The sequence below is a fragment of the Streptomyces olivaceoviridis genome, from assembly GCF_014650115.1.
Taxonomy (GTDB): Bacteria; Actinomycetota; Actinomycetes; order Streptomycetales; family Streptomycetaceae; genus Streptomyces; species Streptomyces olivaceoviridis.
In genome coordinates, this window is record NZ_BMUI01000029.1 from 47,679 (window position 1) to 67,308 (window position 19,630).

The window sequence follows — 19,630 nt, forward strand, 5'->3', positions numbered from 1 at the left end:
TGAGGGGGAGCGGTGTTCAACGCGTTCGAGGAACTGTTCGCGCCCGGCCGCAAGCACACCCGGGACGAGCAGAACCGGCTGGAACTGACCCGCGAGGACGTGGGCGACAACGACCCCGGCCGCGGCCCCATAGACCTGACCTCCGGGAAGGCGGTGATACGCCTTCCGCGGACGGTGCCGGCCGAGCCGGAGCCCGAAGCGCTCACCGAGGACGAGTAGCCGCGCGGCTCGTCGAGGAAAGCGCGCCGCTCACCGCACCCGCAGCTCCAGCACCCGGTCGTCCCCCTTCTTCGGGGTGCCGCGGCCGTCCGTGTTGCTCGTCACCAGCCAGAGCCTGTCGCCGCCGGCCGGGACGACCGTACGCAGGCGGCCGTAGACGCCCGTCAGGAACGCCTGCGGGGCGGCCGAGGCCGATGTGCCGTCCAACGGCACGCGCCACAGGCGCGCGCCCTTCAGGCCCGCCATCCAGATCACGCCGTTCACGTAGGCGATGCCGCTGGGGGAGGCGTCGTCGGTGTGCCACTGGGCCACCGGGTTGTGGAAGCCGGTGCCGGAGGACCTGCCCTCGGCCTGGGGCCAGCCGTAGTCGTCACCGGGCTTGATCGCGTTCAGCTCGTCCCAGGTGTCCTGCCCGAACTCCGAGGCGAACAGCCGCTGTCTGTCGTCCCAGGCCAGACCCTGGACGTTCCGGTGGCCGTACGAGTACACGGGCGAGTCGGGGAACGGGTTGCCCGGAGCCGGTTCGCCGTCCGGGGTCAGCCGCAGGATCTTGCCGCCCAGCGACTTCCTGTCCTGCGCCAGGCCCTTCTCCCCGCTCTCGCCGGTGCCCGCGTACAGCATGCGGTCGGGGCCGAACGCGATCCGGCCGCCGTTGTGGATGCGGCCCTTGGGGATGCCCTTGAACACCGTGTCGGGAGCGCCCAGTTGCTCACCGGCCGGCTTCCGCTCGTCGTACAGCACGCGGACGATGCGGTTGTCCGAGGCCGAGGTGAAGTAGGCGTAGATCATGTGGTCCGAGGCGAAGTCGGGGGAGAGGGCGATGCCCAGCAGGCCGCCCTCGCCGGCCGGCGAGACCCCGGAGACCGTGCCCAGCTCGGTCGTCCGGCCGGTCTTCTCGTCGATCCGGCTGATCGTGCCCTCGTCCCGGGAGGAGACCAGCAGGCCGCCGCCGGGCAGCGGAGCCAGCCCCCACGGTGTCTTCAGGCCCTCGGCCACCGTGCGCAGCACCTTCACCGAACCCTTCGCCGGAGGGACCGGCGCGGCCGAGGCGGTGCCGTGCCCGGAAGCGGTGGCCCCGGAGGTCGGCACGCCCGGCGCACCGCCCGGGGCGTCCCCGCCGCCGGAGGAACAGCCGGCCGTCAGCAGGAGGGCGGCCACGGCCAGCCCGGCAGGCACAGCTCTACGTCGCACGATCACGGTTCCCTTCGCCGCGGCGGTCCGGTGGCGCTCCACAGGCGGGCCCGACGGCACGCTCTCCTCTTGAACACGGGCCGCGCCCCCTCGGGTTCCCGATCCCCGACGACCAACCGCGAAAACCTCGCTCCCGTGCCCCTCGGGCGGCGGGCAGACCAGAACCCTCGTGGCGGGCACCTCAGTCCCACGAGCCCTGGGCCGCCGGCAGACCGGACACCTCCGCCAGGTCCCGTTCGGTCAGCCGCAGCCCGGCGGCCGTCGCGTTCTGCGCCGCCCAGCGCTCCCGTTTGGTGCCCGGCAGCGCGATCACATGCCGGCCCTGCGCCAGCACCCAGGCCAGGGCCACCTGGGCCGGGGTCGTGTCCTCACCGTGCCGGCGGGCTATCCGCCGCAGGCCCGCGACGATCGGTTGGTTGGCCGCCATCATCTCGGCGGTGAACCGGGGGTGCCGGGCGCGTACGTCGTCCGGCTCGAAGCCCTCGCCCGGCGTCAGCGTGCCGGTCAGGAAGCCGTTGCCCAGCGGCATCGCCGCCAGGAAGCCCACACCCCGCGCCTCGCACCACGGCAGCAGCTCCCGGAGCGCCTCCGGCGACCACACCGACAGCTCCGCCTGCACCGCGGTCACCGGGAACACCTGCTGCACCCGCTGCAACTGGCGCAGCGTCGTGTCGTACAGCCCGGCGCCCGGGCGGCGCCCGCCGCGCGCCCCCACCGCGCACAGACCGAGGGCCCGCACCTTCCCGGCCCGCACCAGGTCCGCCATCGCGCCCCAGGTCTCCTCGACGGGTATCTCCGGGTCGGCACGGTGCAGCTGGTACAGGTCGATCACATCGGTCTGGAGCCGCCGCAGCGAGGCGTCGCAGGCCCGCCGCACATAGCCGGGGCGGCCGTTGGCCACGATGTGCTGCTCGCCCACCAGCAGCCCCACCTTCGTGGACACGAAGGCGTCCCGGCGCCGCTCCTTGAGCACCCGCCCCAGCAGCAGCTCATTGGTGAACGGGCCGTACATGTCCGCGGTGTCCAGGAGATCACAGCCCAGGTCCAGCGCCCGGTGCACCGCTCTGACCGACTCGTCACCCCGCTGCCGCGATCCGCTGTACGCCCAGCTCATCGGCATGCATCCGAGTCCGACGGCCCCCACCGCGAGCGCCCCCGCGCCGATCGTCCTGCGCTCCACCTGCTCGTGAACCTCCCTTAGCCCGGCCCCCAACCTAACCTCTGCGCGCGGACGTGCCTGACATAGCCTCCTGGCATGAGTTCAGACGTGTGGCTTCCCATTCCGCCCGAGGAGATCGAGGGGCTGCCCGAGGGGCCCCGGTACCTGTTCTGGGACGGGGGAGAGGACGGCGCGCAGCCGTACCCCGGCGACCCGGCGGAGTGCGCCGTGTACGTGGTGCCGTACATGAAGCGGCTGTCGGTCCGGGTGGGTCCCCTGGAGCATCTGACGAACGTGCGGCTCATCCAGACGCTCACCGCCGGCGTCGACGACATCACCGGGCAGCTGTCGGTGATCCCGCCGGGCGTGCGGCTGTGCAACGCGCGCGGGGTGCACGAGACGAGCACGGCCGAGCTGGCGCTCACCCTCACCCTCGCCGCGCTGCGAGGCATCCCCGGCTTCGTCCGCGCCCAGCAACAGGAGCGCTGGGTGGGCGGTTTCCACCCCGCCCTGGCCGACAAGAGCGTGCTGATCGTCGGGTACGGGGCCATCGGTGCCGCCATCGAGGACCGGCTCGTGCCCTTCGAGGTCGCGCGGGTGGCGCGTGTTGCGCGCTCCGGTCGCACAACCGCGCGCGGTCCCGTGCTTCCGATCGCCGAAGTGCTTCCACTGCTTCCACACGCGGATGTCGTGATCCTCTGCACCCCGCTGACCGAGGAGACCCGGGGGCTCGTCGACGCGGACTTCCTCGCCCGGATGAAGGACGGCGCGCTGCTCGTCAACGTCGCGCGCGGGCCCGTCGTGGACACCAAGGCGCTCGTCGCCGAGCTGGAGCGGGGCCGGATCACCGCCGCCCTGGACGTCACTGACCCCGAGCCGCTGCCCCCCGGCCACCCCCTGTGGCAGGCGCCCGGAGTGCTGATCAGCCCGCATGTCGGCGGCCCTTCCTCGGCCTTCCTGCCCCGCGCCGAGAGGCTGCTCGTGGACCAGTTGACCCGGTTCGTGAACCGGCAGCCCCTGCGGAACGTGATCCTTACGACCGGACCCGAAACCAGGGGAGCAAACGGGCTCTAGGCCGCTTCCGGCACCCTCCGCAACCTTTCGGACGCGGCCCGTACCCGCATCACCGCTGGTCGTCACGGAGCGTAGAGAGGCTATGTCCCTGAGTGACGATACTGGTGTATCGTCCCGACAGGGGCTGCGCCGACTGACCACTCGGCGCCGGGGATGGACATTTCAGATTCGTGAGGGGGGCGACGGGCGATGCACGGCCTATGGACGAACGATCCGACGCGGCGGAGCCGCCGACGGCGACCCTGGCGCACGGCCGCGCGCAGGCGCGGCCACCACACCAGCCACACCAGCCACCAGCAGCGCAGGCACAGCGGCCGACGCAGGCATGCGCACCCGGCGAACCGGGACCGTCGGGACACGGGAGCGGCGCTCACCGGGAGGCCCCGGTGAGCGCCCCGCCCTCCGTGACGACCACCCTCGACGGAGCGGCGCGCGCACCGCACCCGCACGAGGCGCCGCCGCCCCGCCGGCCGTCCATCGGCGACAACACCCGGCTGATGGAACAACTCGTCCTCGCCCTGATCTGCGCGGCCTACGCCGTCGGAGCCGCGTTCGACTGGGGCGCGAGCCAAGTCGCGGTGTTCATGGGCGACTTCGGCCTGAGCGCGGCGGCGGGCATCGCCGCCGTCTCCTGCTTCCTGTACGCCCGCAGCCGGCGCGTGCGCTTCCGCTCGGCCTGGCTGCTGTTCGCCCTCTCCTCGCTCATGGCCGCGCTGGGCAACGCGGTCTGGGGCTGGTACGAGGTCGTGCTGGACCGCCCCGTGCCCAGCCCGAGCTACGCCGACCTGTTCTTCCTCTGCTTCGCGCCGCCCGCCATCGTCGGCCTGCTGGTCCTCGCCAAGCGGCCGGTGACGAAGGCGGGCTGGATCTGCCTGGGGCTGGACGCCTGGCTGATCGGCGGCTCGCTGCTCACCCTCTCCTGGAGCCTCGCCCTCGCCCAGGCGGCCCGGATCGAAGGCTCCAGCGTGGCGCACGCCGCGCTGTCACTGGCGTACCCGCTGCTCGACATCGCGCTCGTCAGCATGGTGCTCGCCCTGCACTTCCGCCGCGCCCCGGGCAACCGCACGGCGGTGAACACCGCGATCGGCGCGCTCGCGCTGACCGTGATGTGCGACGCCCTGTTCACCTCGCCGCTGCTGCACAGCAGCTACCGCTCCGGGCAGCTGCTGGACGCGGGCTGGTTCGCCGGTTCGCTGCTGCTCGCCTACGCCCCCTGGGCCGCGCCCCGGCGCCGGCACGCGCGGGAGGCGCGCGCGGCGGACGGGCACACGCGCGTGGTCCACGAGCACCTGCCGGGCCGGCGGAGCACGGACCGGCACCTGCCGCTGTCCGCGCCGGGCGGCGAGCACACCCGGTACCCGTCCGGCCGGCCGCTCACCGGCTCCCTCGCCGCCCTCACCCCGTACCTCGCGGCGGCCGTGTGCACCCTCGGCATCCTGTACAACGTCCTCAACGGCCGCAGGCCCGACCACGTGGTGCTGATCACCGCGGGCGCCGTGGTGCTGGCGCTCGTCATCCGGCAGGGCATCATGCTGCTGGACAACATCACCCTCACCCAGGAACTGGCGCAGAAGGAGAACCACTTCCGCTCCCTGGTGCAGGGCTCCAGCGACGTCATCATGATCGCCGCGCCCAACGGCATCCTCCGGTACGTCTCCCCGGCCGCCGCCGGGGTGTACGGCAGACCGGCGGAGGAGCTGGTGGGCACCGAGCTCGCCGGGCTCATCCACCCGGAGGACCTGGGCTGCGTGGTGCACGAGGTGCGGCGTTTCCTCGCCGCCAGCCCGCTGGAGGAGCCGACCACGCGCATCGAGTGCCGGTTCCGCTCCGGTGACGGCGGCTGGCTCAACGTCGAGTCGACCGTCAACCGGCACCACGGCGGACTGATCTTCAACAGCCGGGACGTGACCGAGAGAGTGCGGTTGCAGGCCCAGTTGCAGCACAACGCCGAGCACGACCCGCTGACCGACCTGCCCAACCGCGCGCTGTTCACCAAGCGGGTGCAGCAGGCCCTGTCCGGCCGGCGGGCCACCGACCGGGGCGCCGCCCTGCGGGGTACGGCCGTGCTCTTCATCGACCTGGACGGCTTCAAGGCCGTCAACGACACGATCGGGCACCAGGCCGGGGACGAACTGCTCATCCAGGCCGCCCGCAGACTCCAGGACGCGGTCCGGCAGGGGGACACCGCGTCCCGGCTGGGCGGCGACGAGTTCGCGGCCCTGATCGTCGGGGACGGCACCCGGGACCGGGCCGCCCGGGAGCGGAACATCGTGGAGCTCGCCGACCGCCTCAGGACGACCCTCTCCCACCCGTACGCCATCGACGGCAACGACGTCCGGGTCAACGCCTCCATCGGCGTCGCCTTCGCCGAGCCGGGCCTCGGCGCGGGCGAGCTGCTGCGCAACGCGGACCTGGCGATGTACCGCGCGAAGTCGGCCGGGAAGGGGCGGGTCGAGCTGTACAAGCCGCAGATGCAGCAGGACGTCGTCCGCAAGGCGGAGCTGGCCACGCGGCTGCGCGCCGCGCTGCACGACGGCGAGTTCGCCCTGCTGCACCAGCCCGTGGTGTGCTTGCAGAACGGCCGGATCACGGCGGTCTCCGCGCAGGCGCGCTGGCGCTCCTCGCAGGGGGTGCTGTTCACACCGGCCGAGTTCCTGCGGGTGACCGAGGACGGTGACAAGACCGCCGAGCTGGACCGCTGGATCCTGCGGGAGGCCGTGGAGCAGGCGGCCGAGCGGGCCGCGACCGGGGTCGTCGTCCCCGTGGCGGTCCGGATGAGCGCCCGGCGGCTGCTGGACCGCTCGATGCCGCTGGGCTCGGTGGAGGCGCTGCTGACCCGGCACGGGCTGCCGCCCGGGGCGCTGGTCATCGAGTTGTCCGAGACCGATCCCCGTGTCTCCCTGGACGAGCTGGAGCGGCGGCTGACCGCGCTGAGCCGGCTCGGGGTGCGGATCGCGCTGGACGGCTTCGGCAGCGGCTACGCGGCCATCACGGCCCTCAGGAGGCTGCCCGTGGACATCCTCAAGCTCGACCGCGGCCTGGTCGAGGGCGTGGTCGAGTCGGCACGGCTGCACAAGATCACCAGTGGTCTGCTGCGGATCGCCGGCGATCTGGGGCTCCAGTCGCTCGCCGAGGGCGTGGACCTGCCCGAGCAGGTGGTCGCGTTGCGCGCGATGGGCTGCACCCACGGGCAGGGCATGGCGTTCGCCGGTCCGCTGGAGGAGTACCGGCTGCGCCGGGCGCTCGGATCCGGCCACTACCCGGTGCCGCACGCCCCGGCCGAACCCGCGTTCGCGGGCAGCGCGAGGGAGCCGGAGAGGGTGTACACAGGGGGTGTACCCGCTGTCTTCGGAGGCGGCAGTGCCCTTCGCTCACATTCTGAGACTCCCGTCCCACCCACTTGACACGTGGTGCGTGCCGGGGGGAGGGTCAGTGCCATGCGCACCCGAATTCTCGTACTTGGACAGCGCGTCGGCTGAGCTGGGACCCACCGGAGGACGATCCGGAATCCCCAGCGACCTCACCGGCGCGCTCCCCTCGCTTGCCTTGTGGCACGAGGGGTTTTTTGTTGCACGAGTGCCTTTCGTGCAGCGCCCGAAATCCGCCCGAACCTCGCAAAAACCCTCAGCATCGAGAAGAGAATGCCGATGACCGAGCAGGCCACCGGGGCCCACCATCCGCAGCCGCGGCCCCGTTCCGGAGGACAGCAGTCCGCCCCCGTCGAGCACGTCACGGGTGCGCAGTCCCTCATCCGCTCCCTTGAGGAGGTCGGCGCGGACACGGTATTCGGCATTCCGGGCGGCACGATCCTGCCGGCGTACGACCCGCTGATGGACTCCACCCGGGTGCGGCACGTCCTGGTCCGGCACGAGCAGGGCGCCGGCCACGCCGCCACCGGTTACGCGCAGGCCACCGGCAAGGTGGGCGTCTGCATGGCCACCTCGGGCCCCGGCGCCACCAACCTGGTCACCCCGATCGCCGACGCCAACATGGACTCCGTGCCGCTGGTCGCGATCACCGGGCAGGTCGTGTCCTCCGCGATCGGCACGGACGCCTTCCAGGAGGCGGACATCGTCGGCATCACCATGCCGATCACCAAGCACAGCTTCCTGGTCACCAAGGGCGAGGACATCCCGCGGGTGATCGCGCAGGCGTTCCACATCGCCTCCACCGGCCGCCCCGGACCCGTCCTGGTCGACATCCCCAAGGACATCCTCCAGAAGAAGACCACCTTCTCCTGGCCGCCCGTCATGGACCTGCCCGGCTACCGCCCGGTGACCAAGCCGCACGCCAAGCAGATCCGCGAGGCCGCCAAGCTGATCACCGCCGCCCGCCGGCCCGTGCTGTACGTCGGCGGCGGCGTCCTCAAGGCGCGCGCCACCGCCGAGCTGAAGGTCCTCGCCGAGCTGACCGGCGCCCCGGTCACCACCACCCTGATGGCGCTCGGCGCGTTCCCCGACAGCCACCCGCAGCACCTGGGCATGCCCGGCATGCACGGCAGCGTCGCCGCCGTCACCGCGCTCCAGAAGGCCGACCTGATCGTGGCCCTCGGCGCCCGCTTCGACGACCGCGTCACCGGCAAGCTGGACAGCTTCGCCCCCTACGCCAAGATCGTCCACGCGGACATCGACCCGGCCGAGATCGGCAAGAACCGCGCCGCCGACGTGCCGATCGTCGGCGACGCCCGCGAGGTCATCGCCGACCTGGTCCAGGCCGTCCAGAAGGAGCACAGCGAGGGCCACAAGGGCGACTACACCGCCTGGTGGAGCGACCTGAACCGGTGGCGCGAGACCTACCCGCTCGGCTACGACCAGCCCGGCGACGGCTCGCTCTCCCCGCAGGCGGTCATCGAGCGCATCGGGCAGCTCGCCCCCGAGGGCACGATCTTCGCGGCGGGCGTCGGCCAGCACCAGATGTGGGCCGCGCACTTCATCCAGTACGACACGCCCGCCACCTGGCTGAACTCCGGCGGCGCCGGGACGATGGGCTACGCGGTCCCGGCCGCGATGGGCGCCAAGGCCGGACAGCCGGGCCGTACCGTCTGGGCGATCGACGGCGACGGCTGCTTCCAGATGACCAATCAGGAGCTGACCACCTGCGCCCTGAACAACATCCCGATCAAGGTCGCCATCATCAACAACGGCGCCCTCGGGATGGTCCGCCAGTGGCAGACCCTCTTCTACAACCAGCGCTACTCCAACACCGTGCTGCACAGCGGCCCCGACGACATCAACCCGGAGGCCAAGGGCACGCGCGTGCCGGACTTCGTGAAGCTGTCCGAGGCGATGGGCTGCGTGGGTCTGCGCTGCGAGCGCCCGGAGGACCTGGACAAGGTCATCGCGGAGGCCAACTCCATCACCGACCGCCCGGTCGTCGTGGACTTCATCGTCCACGAGGACGCGATGGTCTGGCCGATGGTCGCCGCCGGCACCTCCAACGACGAGATCATGGCCGCCCGGGACGTCCGCCCCGACTTCGGCGACAACGAAGACGACTGAGCGAGGAAGAGCAAGAAGACATGTCCAAGCACACGCTCTCCGTCCTGGTGGAGAACACGCCGGGCATCCTCGCCCGCATCGCCGCCCTGTTCTCCCGGCGCGGATTCAACATCGACTCGCTCGCGGTCGGCGTCACCGAGCACCCCGACATCTCCCGCATCACCATCGTGGTGGGCGTCGAGGACCTGCCGCTGGAGCAGGTGACCAAGCAGCTCAACAAGCTCGTCAACGTGCTGAAGATCGTGGAGCTGGAGCCCGGTCAGGCCGTGCAGCGTGAACTCGTTCTGGTGAAGGTCCGCGCCGACAACGAGACCCGCTCGCAGATCGTGGAGATCGTCCAGCTGTTCCGCGCCAAGACCGTCGACGTCTCCCCGGAGGCCGTGACCATCGAGGCCACCGGTTCCACCGAGAAGCTGTCCGCCATGCTCAAGATGCTGGAGCCGTACGGCATCAAGGAGCTGGTCCAGTCCGGCACGATCGCGATCGGCCGTGGCGCCCGTTCGATCACGGACCGCTCGCTGCGCGCTCTCGACCGGACGGCGTAAGACTGAGAACGGGCGGCCCTGGATCAACGGCCGCCCGTATGCCGAGACCCCCGAACTTCCTTCCCGCCCGCCGTCATACGGTGGGACGCACCACCTGCACACAAGGAGAGAACCAAAAGTGGCCGAGCTGTTCTACGACGCCGACGCCGACCTGTCCATCATCCAGGGCCGCAAGGTCGCGGTCATCGGCTACGGCAGCCAGGGCCACGCCCACGCGCTGTCGCTGCGTGACTCCGGTGTGGACGTGCGTGTCGGTCTGCACGAGGGCTCCAAGTCCAAGGCCAAGGCCGAGGAGCAGGGCCTGCGCGTGGTGACCCCGGCCGAGGCCGCCGCCGAGGCCGACGTCATCATGATCCTCGTCCCGGACCCGATCCAGGGCCAGGTCTACGAGGAGTCCATCGCCCCGAACCTGAAGGACGGCGACGCGCTGTTCTTCGGCCACGGCTTCAACATCCGCTTCGGCTTCATCAAGCCCCCGGCGGGCGTGGACGTCTGCATGGTCGCCCCGAAGGGCCCCGGCCACCTGGTGCGCCGTCAGTACGAGGAGGGCCGCGGCGTCCCGTGCATCGTGGCCGTGGAGCAGGACGCCTCCGGCAACGGCTTCGCGCTGGCCCTGTCGTACGCCAAGGGCATCGGCGGCACCCGCGCCGGCGTCATCAAGACCACCTTCACCGAGGAGACCGAGACCGACCTGTTCGGTGAGCAGGCCGTGCTCTGCGGCGGCACCGCCGCCCTGGTCAAGGCGGGCTTCGAGACGCTGACCGAGGCCGGTTACCAGCCGGAGATCGCCTACTTCGAGTGCCTGCACGAGCTGAAGCTGATCGTGGACCTCATGTACGAGGGCGGCCTGGAGAAGATGCGCTGGTCCATCTCCGAGACCGCCGAGTGGGGCGACTACGTCACCGGTCCGCGCATCATCACCGACGCCACCAAGGCCGAGATGAAGAAGGTCCTCGCCGAGATCCAGGACGGCTCCTTCGCCCGCAACTGGATGGACGAGTACCACGGCGGCCTGAAGAAGTACAACGAGTACAAGAAGCAGGACTCCGAGCACCTGCTGGAGACCACTGGCAAGCAGCTGCGCAAGCTGATGAGCTGGGTGAACGAAGAGGCGTAAGCCCGCTGACAGGGGCCGGGGCGGACTGCTCCGGCCCCTGTTGTCCAACCCGTCCAGCCCCGGACGGGTGATCCTTCCGCGGAGGCGCAATGGGACGCCCGCCGCGCCACTATGCTTCTGCACAACACGCGTCAGGCCCACAGCGTCGTGCGTCTTCCGCGGCTAGCCCCTCCTCCGCCTGCGGCCGTCGGGACGGCCGTCCGCATCGCACATGTGAGGACTCACGTGAGCTCGAAACCCGTCGTACTCATCGCTGAAGAGCTGTCGCCTGCCACCGTCGACGCACTCGGTCCGGACTTCGAGATCCGGCACTGCAACGGAGCGGACCGCTCCGAGCTGCTGCCGGCCATCGTCGACGTGGACGCGATCCTGATCCGTTCGGCCACCAAGGTCGACGCCGAGGCCATCGCCGCCGCGAAGAAGCTCAAGGTCGTCGCCCGGGCCGGCGTCGGCCTGGACAACGTCGACGTCTCCGCCGCCACCAAGGCCGGCGTGATGGTCGTCAACGCCCCGACCTCCAACATCGTGACCGCCGCCGAGCTGGCCTGCGGTCTCATCCTCTCCACCGCCCGCAACATCCCGCAGGCCAACGCCGCGCTGAAGAACGGCGAGTGGAAGCGCAGCAAGTACACGGGTGTCGAGCTGGCCGAGAAGACGCTGGGCGTCGTGGGCCTGGGCCGCATCGGTGCCCTCGTCGCGCAGCGCATGTCCGCCTTCGGCATGAAGGTCGTCGCCTACGACCCCTACGTGCAGCCCGCGCGGGCCGCGCAGATGGGCGTCAAGGTGCTCTCCCTGGACGAGCTGCTGGAGGTCTCCGACTTCATCACCGTCCACCTGCCCAAGACCCCCGAGACGCTCGGCCTCATCGGCGACGAGGCGCTGCGCAAGGTCAAGCCCAGCGTCCGCGTCGTCAACGCCGCGCGCGGCGGCATCGTGGACGAGGCTGCGCTGTTCGCGGCGCTGAAGGAGGGCCGGGTCGCCGGCGCCGGCCTCGACGTGTACGCCAAGGAGCCCTGCACCGACTCCCCGCTCTTCGAGCTGGACCAGGTCGTCTGCACCCCGCACCTGGGCGCGTCGACGGACGAGGCGCAGGAGAAGGCCGGTATCGCCGTCGCCAGGTCCGTCCGCCTCGCCCTCGCCGGTGAGCTGGTGCCGGACGCCGTCAACGTCCAGGGCGGTGTCATCGCCGAGGACGTCAAGCCGGGCCTGCCGCTCGCCGAGCGCCTCGGCCGCATCTTCACCGCGCTCGCCGGTGAGGTCGCGGTCCGCCTCGACGTCGAGGTCTACGGCGAGATCACCCAGCACGACGTGAAGGTGCTGGAACTGTCCGCGCTCAAGGGCGTCTTCGAGGACGTCGTCGACGAGACCGTGTCCTACGTCAACGCCCCGCTCTTCGCGCAGGAGCGCGGGGTGGAGGTCCGCCTGACCACCAGCTCGGAGTCCGGCGACCACCGCAACGTGGTGACCGTGCGCGGCACGCTGGGCACCGGCGAGGAGGTGTCGGTCTCCGGCACGCTGTCCGGCCCGAAGCACGCCCAGAAGATCGTCGCGGTCGGTGAGTACGACGTCGACCTCGCGCTCGCCGACCACATGGTGGTGCTGCGCTACGAGGACCGCCCGGGTGTCGTCGGCACCGTCGGCCGCATCCTCGGTGAGGCGGGCATCAACATCGCCGGCATGCAGGTCGCCCGCGCGGCTGTGGGCGGGGAGGCGCTGGCCGTGCTGACCGTCGACGACACGGTGGGCGCCACCGTGCTGGCCGAGGTCGCCTCCGAGATCGGCGCGACGTCCGCCCGCGCGGTGAACCTGGTCTGATCCACCTGTGCCGGAACGCCGGGCGGGCTGAGGGGTACCTCAGCCCGCCCGGCGTCTTTCCGCTGTCTACTTCCGCCCGGCCTCGGTCCTCCGCAGCGTCGCCGCCGCTCCCACCGCCGCCAGCACCAGGATCACCGCGCCGGCGACGGCCGCGCCCCGCATTCCGCTGGTGAACGCCTCCCGTGCCGTCGCGAGCAGGGTCTGACCGGTCCGGCCCGGCAGCCGGGCCGCGCCGGCCAGTGCACCACCCAGGGTCTCGCGGGCCTCGGCCGGGGCGGTGGCCGGCATCGCGTGGCGGTAGACCGCCGTACCGATCGAGCCCAGGACCGCCATGCCGAGCGCGCCGCCGAACTCGGTGCCGGTCTCCAGGAGCGAGGAGGCCGTGCCCGCCCGCTCCACCGGCGCCGCGCCCATCGCCAGGTCGGTCAGCTGGGACAGCACCATGACCGCCCCACAGGCGAGGACGCCGGCGGCGGCCAGCACCAGCCACAGCGAGTCGGTGCCGACGAGGGCGAGCAGGGCGTACCCGGCCGCGCTGACCGCGAAGCCGCAGGCGACGACGTGTCCCCGGGGGACGCCCCGCTGGACGAGCTGGGCGGTGACCGGTCCGGCGATCCCGATGAGGACCGACGGCAGCAGGCTCCACAGGGCCGCCTCCAGCGGGCTCTTGCCCAGGACGGACTGGAGGTACTGCGTGGTGAAGATGGCCGAGCCCAACATCCCGAACGCGCAGACGAGGGTCAGGACCAGCGACGCGGTGAAGCCGTGGCCCCGGAACAGGGCCGGCGGGATCAGCGGTGAGGTGCCGGTGCGCTGGCGCCGGACGAACAGGGCCGCGAAGAGCAGACCGACGGTGAGCGAGACGACGTACCCCGGGTTCCATCCCTCGGAGGGGATCTCCTTCAGGCCGTAGACGACGGGGAGCACGGCGGCCAGCGACAGCGGCACGCTCAGCCAGTCGAAGCGGCCGGGCGCGGGGTTCTTCGACTCGGGCAGCAGCACCGGGCCGAGGAGGAGCAGCAGCGCCATCGCGGGCAGGTTGACCAGGAAGACCGAGCCCCACCAGAAGTGCTCGACCAGGATGCCGCTCATCACCGAGCCGAGGGCGATGCCGCCGGTCATCACGCCGGACCACATGCCGATCGCCTTCGCCCGCTGGGCCGGGTCGGTGAACATCGTGCGCAGCAGGCCCATCGTGGAGGGCATCAGGGTGGCGCCGCCGATGCCGAGGACCGCGCGGGCCGCGATCAGGGTCTCCGCGCTGTTCGCGTAGGCCGCGAGGAGCGAGGCGGCGCCGAAGGCCGCGGCGCCCATGAGGAGGAGCCTGCGGCGGCCGATGCGGTCGCCGAGCGAGCCCATCGTCAGCAGCAGGCCGGCCAGGACGAAGCCGTAGACGTCGAAGATCCACAGCTGCTGGGTGCCGCTGGGGCGCAGGTCGGCGCTGATCGCGGGGGTCGCGAAGTACAGGACCGAGACGTCCATCGAGACCAGGAGCAGCGGCAGCATCAGCACGCCGAGCGCGGTCCACTCGCGGCGTCCGGCGCGGGCGGGTGCGCTCTCGGCGCCGGCGGGGTCGGTGGTGCTCGTCGGGTTCATCGTCATGCCGAGGACTGTACGAGCGTCTTAGACGCTTGTCTAGAACATATGTATAAGTCATGCGTCTAGGACGGTTGTATGGATCGGGGGGTAGGGTGGGCCCATGGGACACCGTGAGGATCTGCTCGAAGGCGCCAAGCGCTGCCTGCTGGAGAAGGGCTTCCTGCGCACCACCGCGCGCGACATCGTCAAGGAGTCGGGCACCAACCTCGCCTCCATCGGCTACCACTACGGCTCGAAGGACGCGCTGCTGGTGCAGGCGTACGTCTCGCTGATCGAGGGTGTCGGCGAGCGCTTCGACCCCGGCCTGGACGGCGAGATGACCCAGCCCCCGGGCTCGCTGGAGCGCTTCCAGGAGGTGTGGGCCGGGATCATCCGCACCGTGCCCGAGTCACGGGCGATCTGGCTGCTCAGCTTCGAGCTGATGTTCCAGAACGACCGGCTCGAAGAGGTGCGCAAGCTGCTGGCCGAGGCCCAGAGGGAAGGCCGCGCGGGACTCGTCCCGCTGTTCAACGGCGTCCCGGAGTCCGACCTGGACGAAGCGACGATCGACAGCGAGGGGCGCCTCTACCAGACCCTCCTCAACGGCCTCATGGTCCAGTGGCTCTTCGACCCCGGTACGGCGACCACCGCCGAGCAGCTCACCGAGGGGCTGCGCCGGGTGATCCGGGAGTCCGCGCGGAGCTGACCGCGCCGGGGCGTCACAGTCGCGCCCGCTTCAACGCCATGTGCAGCAGCAGCCGGTCCTCCCCGTCGTCCAGGTCCAGGCCGGTCAGCTGTTCCACGCGGGACAGGCGGTAGTAGAGGGTCTGGCGGTGGATGCCCAGCTCGGCCGCCGTGCGGCCGGCCTGGCCCGCGCAGTCGAGGTAGACCTCGGCCGTGCGGGCCAGCTCCCGGTGGGCGGGGGAGAGGAGCGGGCCGACCACCCGGTCGTGCGCGGCCTCCGGCGGCAGCGCGGTCAGCAGCCGGTACGCCCCGATCCGCGCCCACTGCGCGACCGGCCCGAACCGCGGCTCGGCCAGCGCGGCCCGCGCGGCGGCCGAGGCCTCCTGCCAGACCGTGCCCAGCTCGGTGAGGCCGGTGCGGGGTTCGCCGACCCCGGCCGCACAGCCGGTGACCCCGGCGGCACGGGCCCCGGCGGTGGATGCCGCCGCGACCGCCGCCGCCACCCGGGCCCCCGCCCCGCGCGCCGCGCCGCCCGCCGCCCCACGGGCCCCGTCGGCCTCCTTCAGCAGCCGCGAGGCCGCCGCCAGCGCGGGTGTGCTGGACTCGGTGGTGCGCAGGCGTACCAGCAGCGCGAGGCTCTGCCCCGAGGCGCCCCACGGCAGGGTGCACAGCGCCGTGGCGTGCGGGATGGTCCGGGCGGCGGGGGCGTCGTCCGGGTCGGCCGACGGCCAGGGCGCCACACAGACCAGGGTGTGCGGGCCGTCCGCGCGGGGCCCCAGCGCGGTGCGCAGCTCGGCCACCGCCATGTCCCGCTGCCAGCCGCCCTCCGCGGTGAGCACGGCCCGCAGCTCCCGGCTCAGCCCCGCCCCGGCCTCCGCCTCGTCCGCGAGCAGGGCGCCGATCCGGCCCGCGACCCGCAGGGCGGAGGCGAGCTGGGCGTCGGTCGGCCCGGGATCGCTGTCCAGCAGCCAGACATAGCCGAGGACGACGCCCCGGTGGCGTACCGGCAGGCAGATCCGGCCGCGGTAGACACCGGCCTCCGGGCTCGGCGGGATGCGGACCGGACCGGTCGCGCGTGTGATGCCGAAGCCCTCGAACCAGGCGCGGACCGTCGCCGTGGAGCGCCGGGTCAGGATCGAGCGGGTGCGCACCGGGTCCAGGGCGGTCGGGTCGAGCTCGTCCTCGCTGTCGTAGGCACCGAAGGCGATCAGCTCGAAGTCACGGTTCTCCAGGGTCGCCGGCACCCCCAGCAACTCGGAGATCTCGTCCACCAGCTCCTGGTAGTCCGCCTTGAATTCAGCCGCCACTCGGGCATTCTCCCCCATTTCCCGGCCGCCTTCATACATCTGTCTGAGATCCCGGGCACGGATGCGTGACAGCTGTCGATGGCCGACGATCGGAGAGATCCCTAGGTTTCACGGTGGTTCCCCGTGCCGTACCCGAATCGTCGGGTGATGGCCGTATTTGGTGCTTGTCTGTGGAGGTGCCCCGTGCTGGGTCCCGTGATTCTCGCCGCGTCGCGCAGCGACCGGATGCGACGCCTGATCTCGGCGGCCCCGGTGACCAAGCAGGTCGTCGACCGCTTCATCCCCGGCGAGACCGTGGCCGACATCGTCCCGATCATCAAGGACCTCACGGCCAAGGGCCTGGAGCTGACGATGGACGTCGTCGGCGAGGACATCACCACGCCCGAGCAGGCCACCGCCGCGCGGGACGCCTACCTGGCGCTGATCGACCACCTCAAGGACCTGGGGCTGGGCGAGCGCGTGGAGATGTCCGTCAAGCTGTCCATGTTCGGCCAGGCGCTGGAGGGCGGCCACGAGCTGGCGCTCGCGAACGTCCGCCCGGTCGTCGAGGCCGCCGCCGCCATCGGTACGACCGTGACGCTCGACGCCGAGGACCACACCACCCTCGACTCGATGTTCGCCATCCACGAGGAGCTGCGGAAGGACTTCCCGCAGACCGGCTGCGTCATCCAGGCATACCTCTTCCGCACCGAGGCCGACGCCCGCCGTCTCGCGGAGTCCGGCAGCCGCGTCCGCCTGGTCAAGGGCGCCTACAAGGAGCCGGCCGAGGTCGCCTACCAGCAGAAGCACGAGATCGACAAGGCCTACGTGCGCATCCTGAGGACGCTGATGGAGGGCGAGGGCTACCCGATGATCGGGTCCCACGACCCGCGTCTGATCGCCATCGCCCAGGAGCTGGCGCACAAAGCCGGCCGTAAGCTCGACGAGTACGAGTTCCAGATGCTGTACGGCATCCGCGGCGACGAGCACCTGCGGCTGGCCGCCGAGGGCCACCGCATGCGCGTCTACACCGCCTACGGCACCGACTGGTACGGCTACTTCATGCGCCGCCTGGCGGAGAAGCCGGCCAACCTCCGGTTCTTCCTCCGCAGCATGGTCAGCAAGGGCTGAGCCCGAACACCCGCTCACGTACAAGGAGTTACGGATCTCATGGACGCTGTGACCCAGGTCCCCACCCCCGTCAACGAGCCGGTGCACGGCTACGCCCCCGGCTCGCCCGAGCGCGCCCGGCTGGAGGCCAAGCTCAAGGAGCTGGCCGAGAACCCGATCGAGCTGCCGATGACGATCGGCGGGGAGAAGCGGCTGGGCGGCGGCGAGCCGTTCGAGGTCGTGCAGCCGCACAACCACAAGGCCGTCATCGGCACCGGCCGCCACGCCACCCAGCAGGACGCCAAGGACGCCATCGACGCGGCCCTGGCCGCCGCGCCGGCCTGGCGCTCGATGTCCTTCGACGACCGCGCCGCGATCATCCTGCGCGCCGCCGAGCTGCTGGCCGGCCCGTGGCGCGAGACGATCGCCGCCTCCACCATGCTGGGTCAGTCCAAGACCGCCCAGCAGGCCGAGATCGACACCCCCTGTGAGCTGGTCGACTTCTGGCGCTTCAACGTCCACTACGCCCGCCAGATCCTGGCCGAGCAGCCCCCGGCGAACTCCCCGGGCGTGTGGAACCGCCTGGACCACCGCCCGCTGGAGGGCTTCGTCTACGCGATCACGCCGTTCAACTTCTCGGCCATCGCGGGCAACCTGCCCACCGCCCCCGCCCTGATGGGCAACGTGGTGGTCTGGAAGCCGTCCCCGACGCAGACCCACTCGGCCGTGCTCCTCATGCGGCTGCTGGAGGAGGCGGGCCTGCCCAAGGGCGTCATCAACCTCGTCACCGGCGACGGCATCGAGGTCTCCAAGGTCGCCCTGGAGCACCGGGACCTCGCGGGCATCCACTTCACCGGCTCGACCAAGACCTTCCAGCACCTGTGGAAGACGGTCGGCAACAACATCGAGAAGTACCGCTCCTACCCGCGCCTGGTCGGCGAGACCGGCGGCAAGGACTTCCTCGTCGCCCACCCGAGCGCCGACCGCGCCGTGCTGAAGACCGCCCTGACCCGCGGTGCCTTCGAGTACCAGGGCCAGAAGTGCAGCGCGACCTCCCGCGCCTACATCCCGGCGTCCATCTGGAACAGCGGTTTCAAGGAGGAGTTCGCCGCAGAGGTCGACTACCTCACCATGGGTGACGTCACCGACCTGTCGAACTTCATCGGCGCCCTGATCGACGAGCGTGCCTTCGCCAAGAACAAGGCCGCGATCGACCGCGCCAAGGCCGACCCGTCCTGCACGATCGTCGCGGGCGGCAGCTACGACGACTCGGTCGGCTACTTCGTCCGCCCGACCGTCATCGAGTGCACCGACCCGGAGAACGAGGTGTTCACCACCGAGTACTTCGGCCCGATCCTCGCGGTGCACGTGTACGACGACAGCTCGGCCGAGAAGTACGACGAGATGCTGACCCAGATGGAGTCGGTGTCGGACTACGCCCTCACCGGCTCGGTCATCGCCAACGACCGCGCGGCGGCGGCGTACACGATGGAGAAGCTCCGCTTCGCGGCGGGCAACTTCTACATCAACGACAAGTCGACCGGTGCCGTCGTCGGCCAGCAGCCCTTCGGCGGCGGGCGCGCCTCCGGCACCAACGACAAGGCCGGTGCCCCCCAGAACCTCCTGCGCTGGACGCTGACCCGCGCCATCAAGGAGACCCTGGTCGCGCCGACCGACTACACCTACCCGCACATGGGCTGACCAGCCCCCTCCCGAGCACGGCCCGGGAAGCCCGACACGAGCGGGCTTCCCGGGCCGTTCCCATGCGCCCGCCGGCCGTCCCCCGGAAGGCTCCCGGCGCGCGATACTGGCGTCATGACCCTGCGGCTCGCCCACACCGCCGACCTGGACCCGGCCGAACTCCGCGCTGTACGCGCCCTGTTGGACGACGCCTTCGACGGGGACCTCTCCGACGCGGACTGGGAGCACGGGCTGGGCGGGACGCACGTGCTCGTCCATGACGGGGCCGGGCTCGCCGCGCACGGGGCCGTCGTGATGCGGCGGGTGCGGCACCGGGGGCGCTGGCTGCGCACCGGGTACGTCGAGGCCGTCGCCGTGCGGGCCGACGTACGGCGCACCGGGCTCGGCGGGCGGGTGATGGCCGAGGTGGAGCGGGTGGTCGACCGGGCCTACGACCTCGGCGCGCTCTCCGCGAGCGAGGCGGGGGCCGCGCTGTACACCGCCCGGGGCTGGCAGCGGTGGGCCGGGCAGGTGCACGCCCTCTCGCCGGACGGGATCGTCCGGCTGCCCGAGGAGGAAGGCGGCGTGTACGTGCGGGGCGCGCTCGACGCGGACGGGGAGCTGGTCTTCGACTGGCGGGACGGCGACGTCCTCTGACGCCGGCGGTCAGGCCG

15 protein-coding genes are annotated in these 19,630 nt (G+C 71.6%); 11 read left to right on the forward strand and 4 right to left on the reverse strand.

Features of this window, described 5'->3' with window-relative positions:
• Window positions 1-12: 12 nt before the first annotated feature.
• On the forward strand, window positions 13-219 hold the full coding sequence (locus IE273_RS35780; RefSeq protein ID WP_189819292.1) for a DUF6191 domain-containing protein: 207 nt from the start codon (window positions 13-15) through the stop codon (window positions 217-219).
• Window positions 220-249: 30 nt separating this feature from the next.
• Here the strand turns inward: IE273_RS35780 and IE273_RS35785 are convergent, their stop codons facing one another.
• Complete coding sequence (locus IE273_RS35785; RefSeq protein WP_229887872.1) at window positions 250-1,416, reverse strand: PQQ-dependent sugar dehydrogenase; 1,167 nt, start codon at window positions 1,414-1,416, stop codon at window positions 250-252.
• Between the two features lie 175 nt (window positions 1,417-1,591).
• Window positions 1,592-2,590: an aldo/keto reductase gene (locus IE273_RS35790; RefSeq protein ID WP_189819293.1), complete on the reverse strand. Its 999-nt coding sequence runs from the start codon at window positions 2,588-2,590 to the stop codon at window positions 1,592-1,594.
• Window positions 2,591-2,665: 75 nt separating this feature from the next.
• Here IE273_RS35790 and IE273_RS35795 point away from each other — a divergent pair, with 75 nt between their 5' ends.
• The 6 genes from IE273_RS35795 to serA all read left to right on the forward strand — a co-directional run bounded on the left by IE273_RS35795 (window position 2,666) and on the right by serA (window position 12,618).
• Window positions 2,666-3,643, forward strand: coding sequence for a 2-hydroxyacid dehydrogenase (locus IE273_RS35795; RefSeq protein ID WP_229887874.1), 978 nt, complete (start codon window positions 2,666-2,668; stop codon window positions 3,641-3,643).
• Window positions 3,644-4,029: 386 nt separating this feature from the next.
• Window positions 4,030-7,047, forward strand: coding sequence for a putative bifunctional diguanylate cyclase/phosphodiesterase (locus IE273_RS35800; protein WP_189819294.1), 3,018 nt, complete (start codon window positions 4,030-4,032; stop codon window positions 7,045-7,047).
• A 243-nt stretch (window positions 7,048-7,290) separates the two neighbouring features.
• A complete protein-coding gene (locus IE273_RS35805; protein ID WP_189819295.1) occupies window positions 7,291-9,141 on the forward strand; it encodes an acetolactate synthase large subunit in 1,851 nt (616 codons plus the stop codon).
• 20 nt (window positions 9,142-9,161) lie between these two features.
• Window positions 9,162-9,686 (forward strand): acetolactate synthase small subunit, encoded by a 525-nt coding sequence (gene ilvN, locus IE273_RS35810; protein WP_014675169.1) that lies wholly within the window; start codon window positions 9,162-9,164, stop codon window positions 9,684-9,686.
• Between the two features lie 118 nt (window positions 9,687-9,804).
• Window positions 9,805-10,803, forward strand: a complete 999-nt coding sequence (gene ilvC, locus IE273_RS35815) for a ketol-acid reductoisomerase (protein ID WP_189819296.1) — start codon at window positions 9,805-9,807, stop codon at window positions 10,801-10,803.
• A 225-nt stretch (window positions 10,804-11,028) separates the two neighbouring features.
• Window positions 11,029-12,618 (forward strand): phosphoglycerate dehydrogenase, encoded by a 1,590-nt coding sequence (gene serA / locus IE273_RS35820; protein ID WP_189819297.1) that lies wholly within the window; start codon window positions 11,029-11,031, stop codon window positions 12,616-12,618.
• A gap of 66 nt (window positions 12,619-12,684) precedes the next feature.
• Here serA and IE273_RS35825 read toward each other — a convergent pair whose 3' ends face one another.
• On the reverse strand, window positions 12,685-14,220 hold the full coding sequence (locus tag IE273_RS35825) for an MFS transporter (RefSeq protein ID WP_189819298.1): 1,536 nt from the start codon (window positions 14,218-14,220) through the stop codon (window positions 12,685-12,687).
• A 97-nt stretch (window positions 14,221-14,317) separates the two neighbouring features.
• Between IE273_RS35825 and IE273_RS35830 the strand changes: the two genes are divergently transcribed.
• Window positions 14,318-14,902, forward strand: coding sequence for a TetR/AcrR family transcriptional regulator (locus IE273_RS35830; protein WP_189819299.1), 585 nt, complete (start codon window positions 14,318-14,320; stop codon window positions 14,900-14,902).
• A 13-nt stretch (window positions 14,903-14,915) separates the two neighbouring features.
• Here IE273_RS35830 and IE273_RS35835 read toward each other — a convergent pair whose 3' ends face one another.
• Window positions 14,916-16,205 carry a PucR family transcriptional regulator gene (locus IE273_RS35835; protein WP_373309447.1) on the reverse strand — a complete coding sequence of 430 codons (1,290 nt, stop codon included), beginning with the start codon at window positions 16,203-16,205 and terminating at the stop codon, window positions 14,916-14,918.
• A 165-nt stretch (window positions 16,206-16,370) separates the two neighbouring features.
• On the opposite strand from IE273_RS35835, the gene IE273_RS35840 reads away from it, so the two are divergent.
• The 3 genes from IE273_RS35840 (at window position 16,371) to IE273_RS35850 (ending at window position 19,613) form a co-directional block, all read left to right on the forward strand.
• Entirely contained in the window at window positions 16,371-17,297 is a 927-nt protein-coding gene (locus IE273_RS35840) for a proline dehydrogenase family protein (RefSeq protein ID WP_189819301.1), read from the forward strand.
• 39 nt (window positions 17,298-17,336) lie between these two features.
• Window positions 17,337-18,977: an L-glutamate gamma-semialdehyde dehydrogenase gene (gene pruA, locus IE273_RS35845; protein ID WP_189819302.1), complete on the forward strand. Its 1,641-nt coding sequence runs from the start codon at window positions 17,337-17,339 to the stop codon at window positions 18,975-18,977.
• Window positions 18,978-19,091: 114 nt separating this feature from the next.
• Window positions 19,092-19,613 (forward strand): GNAT family N-acetyltransferase, encoded by a 522-nt coding sequence (locus IE273_RS35850; protein WP_189819303.1) that lies wholly within the window; start codon window positions 19,092-19,094, stop codon window positions 19,611-19,613.
• Window positions 19,614-19,630 lie beyond the last annotated feature (17 nt).

Bases quoted from the DNA above. Each gene is read 5' to 3' on its own strand.
- IE273_RS35795 (WP_229887874.1), top strand. From the start codon at position 2,666: ATGAGTTCAGACGTGTGGCTTCCCATTCCGCCCGAGGAGATCGAGGGG.
- IE273_RS35805 (WP_189819295.1), top strand. From the start codon at position 7,291: ATGACCGAGCAGGCCACCGGGGCCCACCATCCGCAGCCGCGGCCCCGT.
- ilvN (WP_014675169.1), top strand. From the start codon at position 9,162: ATGTCCAAGCACACGCTCTCCGTCCTGGTGGAGAACACGCCGGGCATC.
- IE273_RS35825 (WP_189819298.1), bottom strand. From the start codon at position 14,220: ATGACGATGAACCCGACGAGCACCACCGACCCCGCCGGCGCCGAGAGC.
- IE273_RS35830 (WP_189819299.1), top strand. From the start codon at position 14,318: ATGGGACACCGTGAGGATCTGCTCGAAGGCGCCAAGCGCTGCCTGCTG.
- IE273_RS35835 (WP_373309447.1), bottom strand. From the start codon at position 16,205: ATGGGGGAGAATGCCCGAGTGGCGGCTGAATTCAAGGCGGACTACCAG.
- pruA (WP_189819302.1), top strand. From the start codon at position 17,337: ATGGACGCTGTGACCCAGGTCCCCACCCCCGTCAACGAGCCGGTGCAC.
- IE273_RS35850 (WP_189819303.1), top strand. From the start codon at position 19,092: ATGACCCTGCGGCTCGCCCACACCGCCGACCTGGACCCGGCCGAACTC.